Raw genomic sequence first — 20,137 nt, forward strand, 5'->3', positions numbered from 1 at the left:
CCCCGATTTTCTTGTGCAGAGGGCGTGAATTCCGGAAGGACCGGCCGACGCGCCCTTACGCCTGGTCGCCCTGCCTTTCCATGGTGTCGATCGTGCCGCGCAGCATCTTCAGCAGCACAAGGCCTGGCAGCGCGATCACTACCGTCACCAGGAAGAAGCCTGGCCAGCCCATGTACCCCACCAGCGGCGGGGTCAGCGGCCCCGCCAGATACGTGCGGCCCACCGCCGACAACGCCGACAGCAATGCGAACTGCGTCGCGGAAAACTGCTTGCGGCACAGCGCCATCAACAAGCCCACGAAAGACGCGGTGCCCAGCCCGCCGCACAGGTTTTCGATCCCGACGCCCGTTGCCATCAGCCACAGATTCTTCGGGCTGATCGCGATAAGCCAGTACGCCAGGTTGGACACCGCTTGCAGGAGCCCGAATGCCATCAGCGACCGGTACAGACCCCAGCGCGACATCAGCGAGCCGCCAGCCAGCGCGCCCACGATGGTGGCGGCCAGCCCCAACACCTTGTTCACCGTGCCGACTTCGGTGGGCGTGAACCCCGCCCCGCGGATCAGGAACGTGGTGGACAGGGCGCCCGCGAAGGCGTCTCCCAGCTTGTACAGCACGATCAGCAACAGCACCGCCAGCGCGCCGCGCCGCGTGAAAAATTCGCGCAGCGGCTCGCCGACCGCCTCGCGAAGACTGCGGGGCGCAAGGACGACGTGTTCGGGTTCGGGCGCCAGCAGTGTCGCCACCGCGCACAGCAGCATCAGGCCGCCCATCAGCACATAGGTATAGCCCCAGCCGATCCATTGGTCCGCCAGGATCAGCGCCAGGCCGCCAGAGGCAATCATGGCCAGGCGGTAGCCCATGACCTTGACGGCGGCGCCGGCGCCGCGTTCCTCCTTGCGCAGCACGTCGGTGCAATAGGCGTCGAACGCGATGTCCTGCGTGGCGGACAGGAAAGCCACCAGCACCGCCAGCATCGCCAGCGGCATGAGGGCCGTCGACGGCGACATCATGCCCATCGCCATGATGGTCAACGCCAGCAGCAACTGCGTCACCAGCATCCAGCCGCGGCGGCGGCCCAGCAAGGGCGGCACATACCGGTCGACCAGGGGCGCCCAAAGGAATTTGATGGTGTAGGCCGTGCCCACCAGGGTGAGGAAACCGATTTCCTGAAGCGGCACGCCTTCCACGGTTGCCCAGGCTTGCAAGGTTCCGCTGGTCAGGGCCAACGGCAATCCGCTGGCAAAGCCCAGGACCAGCAAGGGGGCCACGCGGGGGCTGGTGTAGACGTTGGATACAGCGGTGATGACGGTCTCCTGAAACGCGCCGGCGCGGCGCAACTGGCATCGCGCCGCGGGCTTGCGGCATTTTAGGGCTTGTTCGGCCGCGCCGTCAGGACGATCGGTGTCGGAATGTCAGGGCGACGCGAAGCGATAGACCGCCAGCGTGCTGCGCCAGCTGGGGAATAGCTTGACCTCGCGGCCTTCATTGAAGGTCGCGCGTTCCAGGATGCGCACGTCCACGACGCCCGCCAGCTGTTCGAAATCGCGCAGCGTGCACAGGTGGATGTTCGGCGTGTTGTACCACTGGTAGGGCATCTGGCCCGTCACCGGCATGCGGCCGCGCAGGATGGCCCAGCCGTGCGGCCAGTAGCCGAAGTTGGGAAACGACACGATGCCGTAACGCGCCACCCGCGCCATCTCGCGCAGGATGTGTTCGGTGTGGTGCATCGACTGCAAGGTCTGCGACAGCACCACCGTGTCGAACTGCTTGTCGTCGAACAGCGCCAGGCCGTCTTCGAGGTTTTGCTGGATCACCTCGACCCCGCGACGCACGCAGGCGATGACGCAGGTGTCGTCCAGTTCGACGCCCGCGCCGCGCACCTGGCGGTGATCGCGCAGGTGCGCCAGCAGCGCACCGTCGCCACAGCCCAAGTCCAGGACGCGGCTGCCGGGCTCGATCCATCCTGCAATGCGCGCCAGGTCGGGCCGCAGCGCGCTGTGGGCATAGCGGGGGGTCACAGGGGTCATTCGGAGCGTCCTTCGGTCGGAGCGGCGGCGTCGCCAAGCCCAAGCTCGCGCGCGATCCGTTCGTAATAGCCGCGCACCACGGCATGGTAGCGCGCGTCTTCCAGCAGGAAGGCGTCGTGGCCGTGCGGCGCGTCGATTTCGGCGTAGGTGACGGGGCTGGCGTTCTTCAGCAGCGCGCGCACGATCTCGCGCGAGCGTTCAGGCGGAAAGCGCCAATCGGTCGAGAACGACACCAGCAGAAAATCGGCCTTGGCCGGCGCCAGCGCGCGTGCCAGGTCGCCGCCCGTCGTGCGGGCGGGATCGAAGTAATCCAGCGCGCGGGTGATCAGCAGATAGGTGTTGGCGTCGAAGTAGCGCGTGAACTTCTCGCCCTGGTAGCGCAGGTACGACTCCACCTCGAATTCGACGTCGTAGCCATAGCGGTACGCGCCATCTTCTGCGGGCGCGCGTTGCGCACGGCCAAACTTCTCGGCCATGTCGTCGTCCGACAGGTAAGTGATGTGCCCGATCATGCGGGCCACCGACAGGCCGCGGCGCGGAACGGTGTCCTGCGCGTAGTAGTCGCCGCCGTGGAAATCCGGATCGGTGATGATGGCGCGGCGCGCCACTTCATTGAAGCCGATGTTCTGCGCCGACAGGCGCGGCGTGCTGGCGATCACCACGCAATGGGCCACGCGCTCGGGCAGCGTGATGGCCCAGCTGAGCGCCTGCATGCCGCCCAGCGATCCGCCCATCACCGCCGCGAAGCGGTCGATGCCGAAGTGGTCGGCCACGCGCGCCTGCGCGCGCACCCAGTCTTCCACCGTCAGCACCGGGAACGCGGCGCCCCAGGGTTTGCCGGTGGCCGGGTTGATGCTGGCCGGCCCGGTCGAACCGAAGCACGAGCCCAGGTTGTTCACGCCGATCACGAAGAAGCGGTTGGTGTCCACCGGCTTGCCGGGGCCCACCATGTTGTCCCACCAGCCCAGGTCGCTGGGGTTGTCCGCCGCCTGCCCCGCCACGTGGTGCGAGGCATTGAGCGCATGGCAGATCAGGACCGCGTTGGTGCGCTGGGCGTTGAGCGTGCCGTAGGTTTCCACGGCAAGTTCGTAGGCAGCCAGCGACTGGCCGCTGAGCAATGGCAGCGGCTCATCGAAACGGATGAAGGTGGGTGCGACAAGACCGACGGAACCGGGATCAACGGTGTCGGAAGTCGTGACGGTTGCGGGAACGAACCCGCTGGCCGAATCACCGGCCAAATGTTGGGCAGGAGTGGTCATACGGACCTCTTTAGCTGGATTTATTGGAAGGCGCCCGCAAGCGGATCAGGCAAATCGGCGCCGAAATATGGGTCATGCAATGGGTACTGCGAAAAGAATTCTAGCACTGCTTGCGGCCGTGGCAGCAGCCCGCCCGCCGGTGGGACAATAGCCTTTACCGGCGGCGCCCCCTTCCCGACGCGGCGCGCCCCCCTGACGGAAAGGATATGGCTCACATCTATCTGGACGAACTTCAACACCTGGCGGCGGCTGGCCTGGCCGCCGCCGGCGCCAACCCGGCGATGGCGGACAGCACGGCCCGCGCGCTGGTCTTCGCTGAAAGCCAGGGCCTCAGTTCCCACGGGCTGTCTCGCGTGCCGTTCTACGCCGGCCACTTGCGCGCAGGCCGCGCCATCGGGTCGGCGGTGCCGCGCGTCGTGCACGAGCGCGGCGGCGCGGCCCTGATCGACGCGGGCTCGGGCCTGGCTTTCCCCGCCTGCGCCCTGGCGGTGGAGCAGGCCGCGACGCGTGCGCGCGAACACGGCATCGCCTTCATCGGCGTGGCCAACAGCCACCATTTCGGCGAAGCCGGCTATCACCTGGAAGCCTTGGCCGATGCCGGCCTGGTCGCGCTGGCGCTTAGCAATTCGCCAGCCGCCATGCCCGCCTGGGGCGGCAAACGGCCGCTTTTCGGCACCAACCCCATCGCTGCGGTCTTCCCCCGCCGCAACGGCGCGCGGCTGGTGATCGACCTGTCGCTGTCGCAGGTGGCGCGCGGCAAGCTGATGATCGCCGCGCGCGACAACCAGCCCATTCCGCTGGGCTGGGCGCTTGACGCAGCCGGCCAGCCCACCACCGACCCCAAGGCGGGGCTGGCGGGCAGCATGCTGCCCGCGGGCGGCGTTAAAGGCGCGATGCTGGCGCTGATCGTCGAACTGCTGGCCTGCGCGCTGACGGGCGCGCACTTTGGCTTCGAAACGGAATCGTTTTTCGTGGACGCGGGCGGCCCAGCCCGGCTGGGGCAGGCCTTCATGGCCATCGATCCCGGCGCGCTGGCGGGCAACAACGTCTATCTGGAACGCGTCGAAACGCTGGTCGATGCCATGTTGGAAGACGACGGCGTGCGCCTGCCCGGCGACCGCCGCCGCAAACTGCGCGACGAAGCGGTCAAGCATGGCGTGGACATCCCGGACGCGCTGATGGCGCAACTGCGGACCATGGCGGGCGTGGCCTGACGCCGCCCCGGGCACACCCGCCTGCGCCCTAGGCCCCGGCGCGGGTGAACCACAGCATCAGCGGCGCCAGCAGCAAGAACACCACCGTGGACACCAGCACCGCGCCCGCCGCGGTGTCGCCCAGCGGCGTATAGCGCTTGGCGTACATGTAGCTGACCACCGCGCAGGGCATGGCCATCTGCAGCGTCAACGCCCCCGCCAGAACGGGTTCCAGATCCAGCGCCCAGACCACCACCAGCCCCGCCGCCAGGCCCACCCCGAGCCGGATCGCCGCCACCTTGGCCCCGTCGCGCAGGCCGTTGGAAGGAATCAGCGCCAGGGCGTGCCCCAGGCTTAACAGCATCAGCGGCACGGTCACGGCGCCCAGCATGCGCGCCGTCTCGATCAGCCATTCCGGCACGGGAATGTGCAGCACGCGCATTCCCACCGCCACCACCGAGGCCAGGAGAATGGGGCTTTTCCAGCTGCCCTTGGTGTTCACGCCGGGCAGCAGCCGCACGGCGACCGTATGCATGACGAACGAGTTCACCGCAAAGAACGCCACCGCCACCGACAGGCCGGCATCGCCGAACGCCAATTGCGAAATCGGCAAGCCCAGGTTGCCGGCGTTGGGCAGGAAGGCGGTGGGCAGCAAGGTGCGCACGGGCAGTTTCCATACTTTCAGCAGCAGCCCGCCGACCACCGCGCACAGCAGCAGCGCCAGCAGGGTGGCTGCCGCCACATCGGCCAGCGCGCGGTCGTCCAGATGGGTCGTGACGAACGTGTGGAACACCAGGGCCGGCGTCGTCACCGACGTCACCAGCGTGGTGATGAACGCGCCGCCGAAAGGAATGTCGCGCTTGCCCCAGAACACCCCGATGCCCACGCAGGACAGCAAGGGCAGCATCAGCACGATGGCTGACAGGTAGAACTGGGTGATGGCCAACATACGACTATTCCGTCAGAGATAAAGAGTTTGATGCGCCGCGGCATCAATGCTTGCCTGCCAGCGGCGTGGGCCGCAGCATGGGGCAACACGTCAACTACAGGGCGTCCAGCCCACAGCCGCCATGACCGCCCTTCGCCGCTTGTCCGCGTACCGCCCCTTGTTGCAGACGTCCTTGCAGGCGCCGTCCACGCCCTTGTCCGGGCCCTTGTCCGGGCCTTTGTCCACACCGTTGTCCGCGCTCCATCCGCCCATCGCGCCACTGACCTCGCTGTCGGCGTTGCCGGCCGCCAAAGCGCTGTCCGACCGCCAGGCCGCCTGCCTGTACTGGTCCGCCGCAGGCAAGACCAGCTGGGAAACCTCGCGCATCCTGGGCGTCAGCGAAAGCACGGTGAACTTCCATCTGCGCAACGCCTGCGCCAAGCTTGGCGTGCGCGGCCGGCGGGCCGCGGTCGTGGCGGCGCTGCGGCAGGGCTTGCTGGATGCCGTCACGGCTTGACGGGCTTGGCCGGATTGACCACCACCGACCGCAGGAACTCGCGCGCCCGTTCCGCCGGCAAGCTTTCCTGCGTGCCCGCCGCCACGGCTTCGATCAGCATGGTGTCGGTCACCCAGACCTTGGCCTGCAACCATCCCGGCTTGCCCATGGCCTTGCCGTGCACCTCGATGTCCTGCCCATTGGCCGGCCATTCCGTGGGCGGCGGGGCCTGCATGTTGGCGTACAGCGACACCACCAGCGCCCGGGCCAGCGCCTGCTTGGCCGTCGGGTCCGCCGCGATCTCCGGCGGCAGCGGGGCCGACCCGATCGCGAACACGGCTTCCCCCACGGTGGCGGTCGCCAGGGTAAAACGCAAGGAATGGGTATCCAGGCGCAGATCCCGGGTGTCCGTCATGACTCGGTCCGGAAACGCGGCACGCACATGACCGTCCGCCACGTCGACTTCGCGCCAGTTGTAACGGGGCGAACACGCAGCCAACACCAGCGCCACCCCCACAAAGACGCCGGCTTTCTTGATCATGAAACGAAACAGCGATGAAATCGTCATTACCCGAGGACCTGGACGGTCTATCCATTTCAAGGAATCCAGAAATTGTCGCCGATTTCCATGACCCCCGCGCCCGACGGCACGTTATTGGCCAATTATGTCTGGTCCGCCGCGCCGAACGTGCCGCCGCCGATCACCGGCCCGGGCACGCCCAGCATCTACCTGATGCACGGCCTTAGCGAACACGCCGGGCGCTACGACCGGCTGGCCCGCTGGTTGACCGCCCGCGGCTGGGCCGTGGGCGCGCACGACCATCGTGGCCACGGCCGCTCGGGCGGCGCGGCCGCCACGCTGAGCCACCAGGAAGACCTCGTCACCGACGCCGTCGACCGGCTGCACGCCTGGACCCGCGCCCAGGGCCGGCCGCCGATCCTGCTGGCCCACAGCCTGGGCGCGCTGGTGGCGGTGCGGATCGCGCTACACCGCATGGCCGAGCTGGACGCCCTGGTACTAAGCTCGCCGCCGTTCGTGGTTAACGTGCCGCTGTGGGTGCGCCGCACCCTTACCTGGATGTCCCTGCACGCGCCCGACCTGCGCGTGCCCCACGGCTTGGCGCCCGCCCGGATCTCGCACGACCGGGCCGTCGTGAAAGCCTACCGTTCCGACCCCCTGGTGCGGCGCCGCATGACGGGCAGACTGGCCCGCTTCGTGGACGAAGGCGGCCAGGAGGCCCTGCGCGAAGCCGGGCTGCTGCCCTGCCGCACGCTGCTGATGGTGGCGGGCGACGACTCCATCGTCGCGGCCGAAGGCAGCCGTCAGTTCGCCCAGCGCGCCCCGGCCGAATTGCTGACGCTGCGCTGGTACGACACCGCCTGGCACGAGATCTTCAATGAAACCGCTCCCATTTCCGATCCGGTTTATGCTGATCTGGACGAGTGGTTGGCCCGCACGGCGCAGGCATTGTCCCTGCGCCCAGTACTGGCTCCCTCGGCACAGGAAGCCGGCACCCCGTAAAATCCGGCGACAGACCCCAACGAGAAGAATCCGTGACTGATACCGCCGCCAATCGCCTCTCCCGCCTAGAGGCCAACCGCTCGCTGCTGACCCAGACGCTGCGAGGCATCGAGAAAGAAGGCCTGCGCGTGGACGAACAGGGCATCCTGTCCCGCACGCCGCACCCGGCCGGCCTGGGTTCAGCGCTGACCAACGAACACGTCACCACCGACTATTCCGAATCGCTGCTTGAACTGATCACCGGCACGCACACGGATGTAGACGCGCTGCTGGCTGAACTTACCCATACCCACCGCCACGTCTACAGCGTGCTGGACCATGAACTGATCTGGAACCAGTCCATGCCCGCCACCCTGCCCGACGAAGCGGACATCCCCATCGCCTGGTACGGCAAGTCCAACACCGGCATGCTCAAGCACGTGTACCGCCGCGGGCTGGCGGAGCGCTATGGCAAGACGATGCAATGCATCGCCGGCGTGCACTACAACTTTTCATTGACCGAAGACCTCTGGTCCGTGCTGGATACCCAACCGGGTTCGGTGCAGGATCGCCGTTCGCGCGGCTATATCGGATTAATCCGAAATTTCACGCGTTACTCCTGGCTGCTGATGTACCTGTTTGGCGCCGCGCCCGCGCTGGCCAGCGACTTCCTGCGCGGCCGCGAGCATCCGCTTGAACGCCTGGGCGACCACACGCTGTATCTGCCCTTCGCCACCAGCCTGCGCATGAGCGACCTGGGCTACCAGAACAAGGCGCAGTCGCAGCTGAAGCTTTGCTACAACGACCTGGACACGTTCCTGGGCCGCCTCTACGACGCCGTGACCCAACCCTGGCCGGATTACCAGAAGCTTGGCACGCACCGAAACGGCGAATGGATTCAGCTGAACACCAACGTACTGCAGATCGAAAACGAGTACTACTCCAGCATCCGCCCCAAGCGCGCCACCGGCCGCTGCGAACGCCCCATCACGGCGCTGGCCGAACGTGGCGTGCAATACGTGGAAGTGCGCTGCCTGGACATCGACCCGGATTCGCCCGTGGGCATCGACGCCAGCACCAGCCGTTTCGTCGACGCGTTCCTGCTGTTCTGCACGGCTTCCGACAGCCCCTTCTTCCCCGCCAACGGCTACTGTCAACGCAGCGCCGACAACTTCTCGATGGTGGTCAAGGAAGGCCGCAAGCCCGGCCTGATGCTGGACCGCGAAGGCCAGCCGGTGGGGCTGACGCAGTGGGGCCATGAACTGCTGGATCAGATCGCGCCGTACGCGGCGCTGTTCGATTCCGCATTGGGCGGCAGCGCCTACGCCGAGGCGCTGGACGCGCAGCGCGCCAAGCTTGATCAGCCGGACGCCACGCCGTCGGCGCGTCTGCTGGACTCGCTCAAGCGCAGCGGCCTGTCGTTCCATGACTATTCGCTGCAGCAAAGCCGCCAGCACGCCGAGACGCTGCGCGCGCAAGCCCTGCCGCCGGATCTTGCCGCCGCCTATGAGCAAGCCGCGGCGCAGTCCGCGATCGAGCAGCAGCGCATCGAACAGTCGGACACGGTGGATTTCGCCACCTATGTCGCGCGCTACCACGAGGCGCTGAAGGCCCCGCGCAAATAGGCGTATCGTTAGGGTTCAGGTTCGCGGCGTCCGCTTGGCCGGCGCTGCGAACCACGTCAGTCAATCAGGAGGTTTTTTCCATGCGCCGCACTGCAACATTCTTGCTGGCCTTGGCTGCCAGCATGGCGGGAATCAGCCATGCCGCGCCGCCGGCCATGCAGACCGTGGAATCGGTGGACCTGAAGCGTTACGCCGGCATGTGGTACGAAATCGCGAATTTCCCCATGTTCTTCCAGCGCAACTGCGTGGGAGACACCACCGCCGAATACACCGTGCATGCCGACGGCACCGTGGGCGTGAACAACCGCTGTCGCACCAAGGACGGCGATATCGATTCGGCATCGGGCACCGCAACCGTCGTGGAAGGCAGCAACAACGCCAAGCTTGAAGTGTCGTTCGCCAAGCCGTTCAAAGGCGACTACTGGGTGATCGGCCTGGACCCGGAATACCGCTGGGCCGTCGTCGGCACGCCCGACCGCAAATACCTGTGGATATTGGCGCGTTCGCCGCAACTGCCCAAGGAAGAACTGGACAAGGCGCTGGCCGCCGCAACCGCCCAGGGATACCAGCTGGACGAACTGCGCTACACGCCGCAGAAATAACGCGGGCTCTGCCCGACCAAACCGATGCTTGATGGGTGGCCCGCGCTGAAATGCCGGGTCATTGCAGACGGGCGCTTGCAGACGGCGCTTGCAGTCGGGCCCTCGCAAACGAACGCTTGCACGACGCCCATCCTGGCGGCAATCAGCCCGCGTAGTCTCGCGCCAGCCGCACTACCGTCACGCCGGGCTTCAACTGCCGCAATGACGGCATGATCAGCGTGCAATGGTCGTAGGGCGTCACGATGGGCTGGCCATCCGCCCAACCGATCACCGAACCCGCCTGCTCCAGCGTTTCAAGCCCCGTCCAGCCTTGCGCGAATCGCAAGTCCATCGACGGCGCAACCACCGCATCGGTCACTTCCAGCACGCGCTGCGCGGCGGGATCGGGCATCAGCCAGCCGGCGGGCACGTCCGCCGCGTCAATCACGCCGGATTCCACCAGCATGCGCGCCACCATGTCGCGCGCCACATCGCGCGAGGCCAGCTCGCCGTGGAACCCGCATTCGATCAGCAAGGCGCACGCATCTTCGCGTGCGGGATCGCCGAACTGCGCAAAGTCGCGCATGCGCACGCCGTCCTTGTGGCCCGCGTCCACGATCACGTGTTGCGGCGCCTTCAGGCGGCGCGCCAGCGCGATGTTGCGCGGCAGGACGCCGGTCAGCAGCAAGGGCGCGCCCGGCTCGTGCATGGAATGCAGGTCCAGCAACCAGTCCGCGCGTTGCACCCACGGGCGCAGTGCGGCGCCGCGCTGGCGGTCCGGCGTGGTCGGATTGTCCAGGCGCTCGGCGCTCCAGACGCGGTTCATGTCTTCGGCCACGAAGCGCGAGGCGTCGTGGTTGGCGTGGTCGAACCGGTCGAAGGCATCCAGGTTGCAGAAGGCCAGCGTCAAGCTGCCGCGGCGCGGCTTCACGCCGGCAGCCAGCAGATCCTTCAGCGCCCAGGCGCCGCACAGTTCATTGCCATGCACCAGCGCGGACACCATGAGCGCCCGGCCCGGCACGCCTGAATCAAAATGCCAGACGCCCGGCGTATCGGTGTTGCCGGCGCGCTCGGCGCTCAGGTCGGGAACGGGAAGCTTGAATTCCATGATGATGTCCGCTTGTCTGCCTGGTATGGCGATGGGTGAAAGCCTGAAACGGCGGAAGCCGGGTTATTGCGCCTCGATCTTCGCCGCCTTGACCAAGGCGCCGTACTTCTTCGTTTCTTCCGCCTGATAGGCCGCCAGGTCGATGCCCGGTTTGGCGACTTCGCCGCCGGCTTCCTGCATCTTGGCGCGGAAAGCGTCCGACTTCAGCGTTTCATCCAGCACGCCGCGCAGCTTGGCGGCGACGGGCTCGGGCAAGCCGGCCGGGCCGTACAGCGCGAACCACAGGTTGATGTCGACCGACTCGAAGCCCGGCGTTGCCGCCAGCGGCGCGATCTCGGGCGCAGCCGGCGACCGCTTGTTTTCGGTCAGGCCCAGCGCCACGATATTGCCGCTGCGCACTTGCGGCAGCCCCGAGGACAGCACCAGCATGCCGTAGTCCAGCTGGCCGCTCATCAGGTCCGTGACCAGCGGCGACACGCCGCGGTACGGCACGTGCTCGGCGCGGGTGCCGGTGGCCTGGTTGATCATTTCGCCCGCCAGGTGCAGCGTGGTGCCCACGCCCGACGAACCATAGTTGAAGGTGCCGGGTTCAGCGCCGCGCAGCTTCTTCAGGTAATCGGCCGCGGTCTTCACGCCCGAATTCTTGCTGGCCGCCAGCAGCATCGGCTGCGACGCCACCAGCCCCAACGGGGTGAAGTCCTTTGCGCTGTCGTACTTGACCGCGGTGTTGATCATGCGGGCGATCACCATTTCATTGGTGGAGCCCAGGAAAATCGTATAGCCGTCGGGCGCGGCGCGCGCCACGCGCTGGGCGCCGATCGTGCCGCCGGCGCCGCCCACGTTTTCCACCACCACGGTCTGGCCCAGGCGCTTGCCCAGTTCTTCGCCCAACAGGCGGGCGGTCAGATCGAGGCTGCCGCCGGCGGGATAGCCGACGATCAGCGACACACTGCGGGCGGGGTAATCGGCGGCGGACGCGGCAGGCGCGACCGCCAGGGCCGAGGCGGCACAGAGCGCAACAAGCGCTGCACGCAGCGGATGCAGAATGGACGTCATGTTTTCTTCCTTGGGGTGCTGTGAGTGGACGGCGTTGCCGTCTCGTTTGAGGTTTAGCCCCGTATTTTCACGGGGCACACCCGTGCCGTTCGTGCCAAAACAGCACATCTTCGTGCTTATCCGGCTTGGCGACGGCGCTTGCGCGTCAGGCCTTGCGATTGGCGGTGGCTTCCCAGGCGGCTTCCGCCAGGTCCGTCAGCCGCGCGCGTGGCCGGTACAGGCGCACCTCGAAGGCGATTTCTTCGCTGCGCCCGCCCAGCGCGGCCAGCGCACCCCGGCGGCAATCGGCCGCCACCATGGACCACGGCAGCCACGCCACGCCCACGCCCTTGGCCACGGCGCCATGCGCGGCGTCCAGGGAATCGCTGCGCACGAATGGCGTCAACGCGTAAGGCGTGGTCTCCAGGCGGTCGCCGACGATGCGCTCCATCGCCAGACCGCCGGTATACGTGATCAACGGCACCGGCGCGCCGCCGTCCTGCAAGGCATAGCGCGCGCGGCCGCGCGCATCCACCTGGCTGACCGGCACCAGCTTGTCAGTCGCCAACGTCATGTAGCGATAGCGCGCCGGACTGAGCGGCACCGACAGCGCCGGGTGCTCGTAGCAGCACAGCAAGTCCACCTTGCCCTGCTCCAGCCGCACCACCAGGTCCTGCGCCTTGCCGGTGGATAGTTCCACCTGCGTGCCTTCGGTCAGCACCTTGGGCGTGCGGTGCCGCAGCCGGGCGATCCAGTCCGCCACCAGCGTGCGGGCCAGGCTGCGTCCGGTAGCGATGCGCAACACGGCTTCGCCCCCGGCGCCGGAACTGCGGATGCGGTGACGCACCAGCCCCATCTGCTCGACCACCTGCGTGGCCGTCTTCAGCAGCGCCTCGCCTTCCGGCGTCAAGGTGACCGGCAAATGCTGCCGTTCGACCAGCGGCGCGCCTGCCCAGGCCTCCAGCGCACGGATGCGCCGCCCGAAAGCGGGGTGGGTCACGTGGCGAAGTTCGGCCGCGCGCACGAAACTGCCGGTGCGCGCCAACGCGATCAGGTCTTCAAGGAGTTTCAGGTCGGCCATGAAGGGGAAGCTTACGCGATTGCCCCGCCGGCACGCTCAACGCGCGCCCAGCCCCATCATCGCCAATGTGGCCCGGGTCAGTTCGCTGGCCGGGTCCTCAAGTTCGTTGACCAGATCGAAGTGGTTGCAGTGCGGCGTGGGGATGCGCGTGGACGCCAGGCCTGCCCCGTTCCAGGCGGCTTCGAACGCACGGGTCTGGTTCTTGAAACCCTGCGTTTCCAGCCCGCCCACGGCCAGCAGCATCGGGCCGGCGCGTTCCGGCAGGTGGAAGATCGGACTCTGGTGAGCCGCCTGTTCGGGCGTCAGCTGCAACCATGTATTGGGCAGGATGTCGCACAGTGGCCGCAAATCGAACAGCCCGCTCAGCGCCAGCGTGCCCTTGATCACATCGTCCGGCACGCCGTACCGGGCGGGCCAGTCGGGCGCGGCCAGCATGCCGGCCAGATGGCCGCCGGCCGAACTGCCGCCGACGTACAGACGGTTCGGGTCCACCCCGTAGGCGGCGACGTTCCGGTACAGCCACGCCACGGCGGAACGCACTTCGCGCACCACTTCGCCCAGCGTCGCTTCGGGCACCAACGTGTACTCAAGCGTCGCGACGGCGGCGCCGGCGGCATTGAACGCCTCGGCCATTACCGGCGCGTCTTCCTTGCGCTGCGCCCGCCAATAGCCGCCGTGGATGAACACGAACAGCGGCGCCGGCGCGTGCGAGGCCGCGGGCAGGAACAAATCCAGCCGTTCGTCGTGGCCCATGCCGTAGCGCAGATCCAGCACGGCGGGACGGCGCGTGCGCACGCGCGCCGACGACTCGGCATAGCGCCGCACGCAAGCGTCGAAATCCGGCACGGATTCGCGCGCGTTGTATTGGACTTCGCGTTCGGCGATAGTGGAAAAGAAAAGGTCGATATCCGTGTCATGCATGGCGGGCCTGCGTGTCGGGCTGCGAAATGATGCGTTCGATGAATTGCGCGGTCTTGCGGTAGTGCGCCGCCAGCATGGCGATCGACCCCTCGACGTCGCGCGAGATCGCGGCGTCCAGCAACTGGCGGTGCTCGTCGTCGACATTGCGCTCTGGCCCGTAGGCCGTGGCGCCGGCACGCGCCGGCCGGCGGTAACGCTCGGTTTGCGCGTAGAGCTGCGTGGACAGGTCCAGCAGCCAATGCGAGCGGCACGCGCCAATCAGCGCATGGTGGAAATCCAGGTGCCGCGCCTCAAGCAATTCCTCCAGCGCTTCGGAAGGCGGGTGCGCGTCGCCTGCGCGCTGCGCGGCCAGCGTCAAGGCGTGGAAGGCGCCAACCAGCCGCGCTTCCCAGGCATCGTCGGCGTTGGCCAGCGAACGCCGCAGCGCATCGCAATCGATCAGGATGCGGGTTTCACAGGCATCCCACATTTCCTCGACCGACAACGGCGCAATGCTGAACCCGCGCGACGTGGTGTTGATGACCATGCGTTCGCTGCGCAAGCGGTTCAGCGCCTCGCGGATGGGAGAAAAGCTGCTGCCGTAGCGTTGCTTGAGCAGTTCCAGCCGCAGGGATTGGCCGGGTGCGAAGGCGCCGCTCATGATGTCGCGCCGCAGCAGGCGGTAGACCTGCTCGGACAGCGTGATTTCCTCTACTTCAGCATTCCCGTCCGATCCTGCGTCGTCCTGGCGGGAAGCTTTGATTCTTGGCTTCAACATGCTCTCCAGATGTCGGCGGTTTTCCCGCCGGCCCGCACGCGGGCGGGTCATTCTACCTGCGTCATATCCCCAGATAGCACTGCGCCAGTTCCGGCTGCGCGGACAGCTCGGCCGGCTTGCCCGACCACGCCACCCGGCCCTTGTCCACGATGTAGTGGCGGTCAACCAGAGTGGCCATCTCGGGAAGGTTCTTGTCGATGACCAGGATGGTCTGCCCCTCGCCTTTCAAGGCCCGCAGACAGCGCCAGATCTCTTGCCGGATCAGCGGCGCCAGCCCTTCGGTGGCTTCGTCCAGGATCAGCAGCTTGGGGTTGGTCATCAGCGCGCGGCCCACCACCAGCATCTGCTGCTCGCCGCCGGATAAGGTGCGCGAGGACTGCGCGCGGCGCTCCTTCAGGCGCGGAAACAACGCATAGACGCGTTCCAGGTCCCAACCGCCCTTGGCCGAACGCGCCGTCGCCACCAGGTTTTCCTGCACCGAGAGCGAGCCGAACACGCGCCGCCCTTCCGGCACCAGGCCCACGCCCAGCCGCGCGATCGTGCTGGGCGCGGCCTTCCCCAGCGTCTGGCCACGGAACTGCACGGCGCCGCCGGTGGCGGGAAGCATGCCCATCAACGTCTTGATGGTCGTGGTCTTGCCCATGCCGTTGCGGCCGATCAGCGAAATCACCTCGCCTTCGCTGGCCTCGAACGACATGCCGAACAGCACTTTGCTGGAACCGTAACCGCCGGTCAGCCCGTCAACCGTCAACATTTTCTTCTCCCAGATAGGCCGCGCGCACCTCCGGATGGCGCCGCACCTCGTCGGGCGTGCCGCTGAACACCACGCGGCCATAGACCAGCACGCTGATGCGGTCGGCCAGGGCGAAGACGGCATCCATGTCGTGTTCGACCAGCAGGATGCCGTAGTCGCCTTTCATGCCTTGCAGCAACCGCGTCATGCGCGCCGACTCCTCGGGCCCCATGCCGGCCATGGGCTCGTCCAGCAGCAACAGCCGCGGCGAGCGCGCCAGCGCCACGGCCAGCTCCAGCTGCCGTTTTTCGCCGTGCGCCAGGTCCGCCGACCGCACATGGCGGCGGTCTTGCAGGCCCACATGCGTCAACCACTGCATGGCATCGGCCTTCAGTGCCGCGTCATGCCGCGGGTTGGTCCAGGCCTGGAAGGCCCGGCCGCCCTTGAGCATGCGCGACAGGATCACGTTTTCCAGCGCGGTGTATTCGTGGCAAAGCTCGGTGATCTGAAACGAGCGGCCCAGGCCCAGGCGCGCACGCTCGAAGGCGCGCAGCGCCGTCACGTCCTGGCCGTTCAGGTGGATGCTGCCGGAGTCTGGCCGGATCTCGCCGCAGATCTGCGCGATCAGCGTGGACTTGCCGGCGCCGTTGGGGCCGATGATGGCGTGGATCTCGCCCGCCTGCACGTCCAGGTCCACGCCGTTGGTGGCCACCACCGCGTCAAAAGCCTTCCGCAACTGCGTCAGGCGCAGCAGGCTTGTGCTTGCATCAGTCGGCATGACGGGTCTCCAGCAGTTTTCCAAACAGGCCCTTCTGGCCCCACAACACCACCAGCACCAGGATCGGCCCCATGTACAGCAACCAGTGTTCGGTCAGGGACGACAGCAGCTGCTCCAGGCCCAGGAACACCGCCGCGCCCGCGATCGGCCCCAGCAGCGTGCCCACGCCGCCCAGGATCACGATGGCCATCAATTCGCCCGACTTGGTCCACGCGGCCATGTCCGGCGTCACCAGCCCGGCATAGTTGGCCCACAGCACGCCGGCCAGCCCCGTGCCCACCGCGGACAGCACAAAGGCGCTTAACCGGTACGGGGTAGGCGCCACGCCCAGGTTCACCGCGCGCCGTTCGCTTTGGCGCAGCGCCTGCAGCACCATGCCGAAACGCGAATTGGTGACCCGGATGCAGAACAGCGTCCACGCCGTCAGCACCGCCAGGCACACGTAATAGAACACCGTCGGGCTTTCCAGATTGATGCCCGGCAACACGTTACGCTGGGGAATCATCAGCCCGTCATCGCCGCCGTAGAACTGCAACGACACCAGCACGAAATACACCATCTGGCCGAACGCCAGCGTGATCATGATGAACTGCACGCCCCGGGTGCGCAGCGCCAGGTAGCCGAAGATCCAGCCCGCCAGCGCGCATACGGCAAGCGCGATCGGCCACACCACCAGCGCCGCGTTGCTGCCCGCCCAGCCAAAGATCGGCCCGGCTTCGGCGGTATGGAAGGCGATGATGCCCACCGCATAGCCGCCCAGCCCGAAGAACATGGCGTGGCCGAAGCTGACCATGGCGCCGTACCCGATCACCAGGTCCAGGCTGACCGCGGCCAGCCCGTAGATCAGGAAGCGCGTCACCACGCCGATCAAGAACGGCGAACCCGACGCCAGCGCCGCGGCCGGCAGCAGAATCAGGACGGTCAGGCCGCCCAGGCCCCAGCGGGCGCGATTCGAAAGAGTCTTTGCCATCATCATCCTCGCGCCGGAAACAAGCCGCCCGGCTTGGCGATCAGCACGATCGCCATCAGTACATAGATACTGGCCGACGCCAGGCCAGCGGCCAGCGGGTCCGCCGTGGCGGGCGAGAACACCGTGGACAACAACTGCGGCAGGAAGGCCCGCCCCAGGCTGTCCACCATGCCCACCAGCAAGGCGCCCGCCAGGGCGCCGCGCACCGACCCGACGCCACCGATCACGATGACCACGAAGGTGGTGATCAGGATGCGTTCGCCCATACCGATCTCGACGGCCAGCAACGGCGCGGCCATCACGCCCGCCAGGCCGCACAGCAAAGCGCCCAGGCCGAATACCAGCGTGTACAACTTGCGGATATCCACGCCCAGCGCGTCCACCATTTCGCGGTCGTCGGCGCCGGCACGGATCAGCATGCCGATGCGCGTGCGGTTGACCAGCCACCACAGGCCTATGGCCACCAGCGCACCGATCGCGATGAACGACAGACGAATCACCGGATATTGGAACCCCGGCGCCAGCGTCACCGCGCCTTCGAGAAACGACGGGATACTCACCAGCGGCGGCCGCCGGCCGAAGATCAGGCTGACCGCCTCGTTCGAAAACAGCAGCAGGCCAAAGGTGGCCAACACCTGGTAGAGGTGGTCGCGCTTATACAGCTTGCGGATCACCAGCACTTCAACCGACACGCCATACAGGCCCGCGCCCAGCAACGCGGCCAGCACGCCCGCCAGGAAGGAACCGGTGGTGCCGATGGCGTAGGCCGCGCAGTACGCGCCCACCATGTAGAAGGACCCATGGGTCAGGTTCACGACGCCCATGATCCCGAAGATCAGCGTCAGTCCGGCCGCCAGCATGAAAAGCATGGCGCCGAACTGCAGGCCGTTCAGCAGCTGTTCGAACAGAAGCGTCATGATGGCATCTTGCAGAATTGAGCGTAGGCGTCCTTATCGTCGGCCACCAGCTTGCGCACCAGATGCGGCGACAAGGTGCCGTCGCTGTCTTTCCCGATGCGCATCAGGTAGAGATCCTGGATGGGATGCTGGTTGGTGTTCATGCTGAACGTGCCGCGCAAGGACGTGAACGCCGGCTTGCGCAGCGCCGCCCGGAACTCCGCCGCCTTGGACAGGTCTCCGCCGGTGGCCTTCAGGCCCGCGCCGATCAGGTTGGCGGTGTCGTATGCCTGCATCGCGTAGTCCGTCGGCACGCGGCCGTAGGCTTCCTTGAACGCCTTCACGAATGCCTTGGACTGCGGATTATCGAAGTCCTGCGACCAGATGCCGGTGGTGTACGACCCGGCCGACGCGTCGCCCGTCGCCTGGATCATGCGCGCATCCATCGAAAAGCTGGGCATCAGCATCGGGATGCTCTTGTTCAAGCCCGCCGCCGCGTACTGCTTGACGAAGTTGATGCCGGTGCCGCCCGGATGGAACTGGTAGATGGCTTCGGGCGCCAGCGAGCGCACCCGCGCCAACTCCACCGAAAAGTCGGACTGGTCCAGCTTGGTGTAGATCTCGGCCACCACTTCGCCCTTGTAGGTGCGCTTGAAGCCTTCGATCGCGTCGCGGCCGGCCTGGTAGTTGGGCGCCAGCAGCACCACGCGCTTGTAGCCCAGTTCGTTGGCCGCCACGCCGCCGGCCGTATGGAAGGCGTCATTCTGATAGGACGCCACGAAGTAGTTGGGATCGCACTTTTCGCCAGCGAAATTCGAAGGCCCGGGGTTCAGGCTCACGTAGAACGCGCCCGACTTCACCACGCTGGGCACGACGGCAGCCAGCACGTTCGAGAAATTCACGCCGGTAAAGAGCTTCACGCCCGATTGCAGCAGGCGGTCGGCCGCCTGCTTGGCGTTGGCGGGCTTCAGGCCGTCGTCTTCAATGACCAATTGCACCGGCACGCCGCCCAGCTTGCCGCCGCCTTGCTTGATCGCCAGGTTGAAGGCGTCGCGCTCGTCTTCGCCGATGTAGCCGGCCGGCGTGGACAACGTGGCGATGAAGCCAATCTTGACGGGGTCCGCGGCCTGCGCGGCTCCCATCGCGGCGATGGCGCCCAATGCGGCGGACAACGCGGCGGCCACGCCGCCCACTTTTTGTTTCTTGATCATGTTTTTCCCCTTGAACACAGCGTTGCCCGCCTGGCGGCCGGCCCGATCGCCTGTTGCGCTAGACCGCCACCACCGGATGACGCAGCGTGCCGATGCCTTCCACGCACGCCACCACCACATCGCCCGGCCACAGCCATTCCTGCGGCTTGCGGCCCGCACCGACGCCCTCTGGCGTGCCGGTGGCGATGATGTCGCCCGGCTCCAGCGTGATGCCGGCGCTGATGTCCGAAATCAGGAATGGCACCTTGAACAGCATGTGCCGCGTGTTGGAACCCTGCTTCTTTTCGCCATTGACCGTCAGCCACAGGTCCAGCACCTGCGGATCGGGAATTTCGTCGGCGGTGACGATGCAGGGGCCGAACGGCGCGTAGGTGTCCTGGCCTTTCGAATAGATCCACTGGCCGGCACGGCGGCAGTCGCGCGCGCTCATGTCCAGCATGACGCTGTAGCCGAACACGTACGACAGCGCGTCGGCCTCCGCCACGCGCGAGGCGCGCCGGCCCATGATCACGGCCAGCTCGACTTCCCAGTCCAGCTGCTGCGTGATCTTGGCGTTGTGCTCGATGGCATCGCCCGGGCCGATGACGGTGGTGGGCGGTTTGGAGAAGATCACCGGCTGCTTGGGCAAGTCGGCCGAAGTGTCCAGCGTGCGGCTGGATTCCGCCACGTGCTCCACATAGTTCAGGCCGATGCCGAAGATGTTCTTGCGCGGCCGCGGAATCGGCGCCAGCAGCTTCACGTTTTCCTGCGGCAGCGCCGTGCCCACGGGCCAATTCCCCCGATACGACTCCATCAGCCGGCTGGCCTGCGCGACGGCCACGGGGCCCAGGTCGATGAATGCCAGCATGTCATCGGGCAGGTCCACGCCCCCGGCGCGACCCAGCAGGGCCAGGTCGATCACATAGCCTTCGGCCAGCGCGCCAAGCCGTGCGGCGGCAGTGGGATGAGCGCGAAAAGTCACCAATCGCATAGGAACTCCATAGATTCAAGACGAGTTGAGCCAGGCGCGCGGAACGACGCCCGCGCGGCGGATGA

21 protein-coding genes and 1 riboswitch are annotated in these 20,137 nt (G+C 66.9%); of the genes, 5 read left to right on the forward strand and 16 right to left on the reverse strand.

Annotation, left to right across the window (positions count from 1 at the left end; all coding sequences use genetic code 11):
* Positions 1-55: 55 nt before the first annotated feature.
* The 3 genes from ACE039_RS14585 to metX all read right to left on the reverse strand — a co-directional run bounded on the left by ACE039_RS14585 (position 56) and on the right by metX (position 3,288).
* A complete protein-coding gene (locus tag ACE039_RS14585) occupies positions 56-1,339 on the reverse strand; it encodes a muropeptide transporter (RefSeq protein ID WP_485822670.1) in 1,284 nt (427 codons plus the stop codon).
* A 75-nt stretch (positions 1,340-1,414) separates the two neighbouring features.
* Complete coding sequence (gene metW / locus ACE039_RS14590; RefSeq protein ID WP_105559488.1) at positions 1,415-2,029, reverse strand: methionine biosynthesis protein MetW; 615 nt, start codon at positions 2,027-2,029, stop codon at positions 1,415-1,417.
* On the reverse strand, positions 2,026-3,288 hold the full coding sequence (gene metX, locus ACE039_RS14595; RefSeq protein ID WP_485822671.1) for a homoserine O-succinyltransferase MetX: 1,263 nt from the start codon (positions 3,286-3,288) through the stop codon (positions 2,026-2,028). Before metX ends, metW begins: the two co-directional genes overlap by 4 nt.
* A riboswitch (SAM riboswitch) is annotated at positions 3,278-3,359 on the reverse strand. It overlaps the preceding gene by 11 nt.
* Before the next feature lie 135 nt (positions 3,360-3,494).
* On the opposite strand from metX, the gene ACE039_RS14600 reads away from it, so the two are divergent.
* Positions 3,495-4,502 carry an Ldh family oxidoreductase gene (locus tag ACE039_RS14600; protein WP_313456852.1) on the forward strand — a complete coding sequence of 336 codons (1,008 nt, stop codon included), beginning with the start codon at positions 3,495-3,497 and terminating at the stop codon, positions 4,500-4,502.
* A gap of 28 nt (positions 4,503-4,530) precedes the next feature.
* On the opposite strand, the gene ACE039_RS14605 is transcribed toward ACE039_RS14600, so the two are convergent.
* Entirely contained in the window at positions 4,531-5,430 is a 900-nt protein-coding gene (locus ACE039_RS14605; protein ID WP_105559490.1) for an AEC family transporter, read from the reverse strand.
* 277 nt (positions 5,431-5,707) lie between these two features.
* Between ACE039_RS14605 and ACE039_RS14610 the strand changes: the two genes are divergently transcribed.
* Positions 5,708-5,926 carry a helix-turn-helix domain-containing protein gene (locus ACE039_RS14610; protein WP_310034162.1) on the forward strand — a complete coding sequence of 73 codons (219 nt, stop codon included), beginning with the start codon at positions 5,708-5,710 and terminating at the stop codon, positions 5,924-5,926.
* On the opposite strand, the gene ACE039_RS14615 is transcribed toward ACE039_RS14610, so the two are convergent.
* Positions 5,916-6,473: a hypothetical protein gene (locus ACE039_RS14615; RefSeq protein WP_105559492.1), complete on the reverse strand. Its 558-nt coding sequence runs from the start codon at positions 6,471-6,473 to the stop codon at positions 5,916-5,918. The two genes, ACE039_RS14610 and ACE039_RS14615, sit on opposite strands and share 11 nt — an antisense overlap.
* 60 nt (positions 6,474-6,533) lie before the next feature.
* Here ACE039_RS14615 and ACE039_RS14620 point away from each other — a divergent pair, with 60 nt between their 5' ends.
* From ACE039_RS14620 to ACE039_RS14630, 3 genes are all read left to right on the forward strand, one after another.
* Entirely contained in the window at positions 6,534-7,427 is an 894-nt protein-coding gene (locus tag ACE039_RS14620) for a lysophospholipase (protein WP_485822672.1), read from the forward strand.
* Between the two features lie 32 nt (positions 7,428-7,459).
* Positions 7,460-9,031, forward strand: coding sequence for a glutamate--cysteine ligase (gene gshA / locus ACE039_RS14625; RefSeq protein WP_313456845.1), 1,572 nt, complete (start codon positions 7,460-7,462; stop codon positions 9,029-9,031).
* A gap of 80 nt (positions 9,032-9,111) precedes the next feature.
* On the forward strand, positions 9,112-9,633 hold the full coding sequence (locus ACE039_RS14630; protein WP_310034071.1) for a lipocalin family protein: 522 nt from the start codon (positions 9,112-9,114) through the stop codon (positions 9,631-9,633).
* 142 nt (positions 9,634-9,775) lie between these two features.
* On the opposite strand, the gene ACE039_RS14635 is transcribed toward ACE039_RS14630, so the two are convergent.
* The 11 genes from ACE039_RS14635 to ACE039_RS14685 form a co-directional block, all read right to left on the reverse strand.
* Entirely contained in the window at positions 9,776-10,720 is a 945-nt protein-coding gene (locus tag ACE039_RS14635; RefSeq protein ID WP_485822673.1) for a M14 family metallopeptidase, read from the reverse strand.
* A 63-nt stretch (positions 10,721-10,783) separates the two neighbouring features.
* On the reverse strand, positions 10,784-11,776 hold the full coding sequence (locus ACE039_RS14640; protein WP_332009278.1) for a Bug family tripartite tricarboxylate transporter substrate binding protein: 993 nt from the start codon (positions 11,774-11,776) through the stop codon (positions 10,784-10,786).
* A gap of 145 nt (positions 11,777-11,921) precedes the next feature.
* The gene (locus tag ACE039_RS14645) at positions 11,922-12,836 is read right to left on the reverse strand and encodes a LysR family transcriptional regulator (protein WP_105559498.1); all 915 of its coding nucleotides are present in this window, start codon (positions 12,834-12,836) and stop codon (positions 11,922-11,924) included.
* A 36-nt stretch (positions 12,837-12,872) separates the two neighbouring features.
* Positions 12,873-13,757, reverse strand: a complete 885-nt coding sequence (locus ACE039_RS14650) for an alpha/beta hydrolase (protein WP_485822674.1) — start codon at positions 13,755-13,757, stop codon at positions 12,873-12,875.
* Entirely contained in the window at positions 13,750-14,511 is a 762-nt protein-coding gene (locus ACE039_RS14655) for a GntR family transcriptional regulator (RefSeq protein WP_448708251.1), read from the reverse strand. The genes ACE039_RS14650 and ACE039_RS14655 overlap by 8 nt, the downstream gene beginning before the upstream one ends.
* A 64-nt stretch (positions 14,512-14,575) precedes the next feature.
* On the reverse strand, positions 14,576-15,268 hold the full coding sequence (locus ACE039_RS14660; RefSeq protein WP_485822675.1) for an ABC transporter ATP-binding protein: 693 nt from the start codon (positions 15,266-15,268) through the stop codon (positions 14,576-14,578).
* Positions 15,255-16,025, reverse strand: coding sequence for an ABC transporter ATP-binding protein (locus ACE039_RS14665; RefSeq protein ID WP_416028821.1), 771 nt, complete (start codon positions 16,023-16,025; stop codon positions 15,255-15,257). Before ACE039_RS14665 ends, ACE039_RS14660 begins: the two co-directional genes overlap by 14 nt.
* Positions 16,015-17,001 (reverse strand): branched-chain amino acid ABC transporter permease, encoded by a 987-nt coding sequence (locus ACE039_RS14670; protein WP_310034064.1) that lies wholly within the window; start codon positions 16,999-17,001, stop codon positions 16,015-16,017. The genes ACE039_RS14665 and ACE039_RS14670 overlap by 11 nt, the downstream gene beginning before the upstream one ends.
* On the reverse strand, positions 16,998-17,912 hold the full coding sequence (locus tag ACE039_RS14675) for a branched-chain amino acid ABC transporter permease (protein ID WP_416028825.1): 915 nt from the start codon (positions 17,910-17,912) through the stop codon (positions 16,998-17,000). The genes ACE039_RS14670 and ACE039_RS14675 overlap by 4 nt, the downstream gene beginning before the upstream one ends.
* The gene (locus ACE039_RS14680) at positions 17,909-19,102 is read right to left on the reverse strand and encodes an ABC transporter substrate-binding protein (RefSeq protein ID WP_310034061.1); all 1,194 of its coding nucleotides are present in this window, start codon (positions 19,100-19,102) and stop codon (positions 17,909-17,911) included. The genes ACE039_RS14675 and ACE039_RS14680 overlap by 4 nt, the downstream gene beginning before the upstream one ends.
* A gap of 58 nt (positions 19,103-19,160) precedes the next feature.
* Positions 19,161-20,072: a fumarylacetoacetate hydrolase family protein gene (locus ACE039_RS14685; protein WP_105559505.1), complete on the reverse strand. Its 912-nt coding sequence runs from the start codon at positions 20,070-20,072 to the stop codon at positions 19,161-19,163.
* Between the last annotated feature and the right edge of the window lie 65 nt (positions 20,073-20,137).

The sequence above is a fragment of the Achromobacter maghribensis genome, from assembly GCF_057334215.1.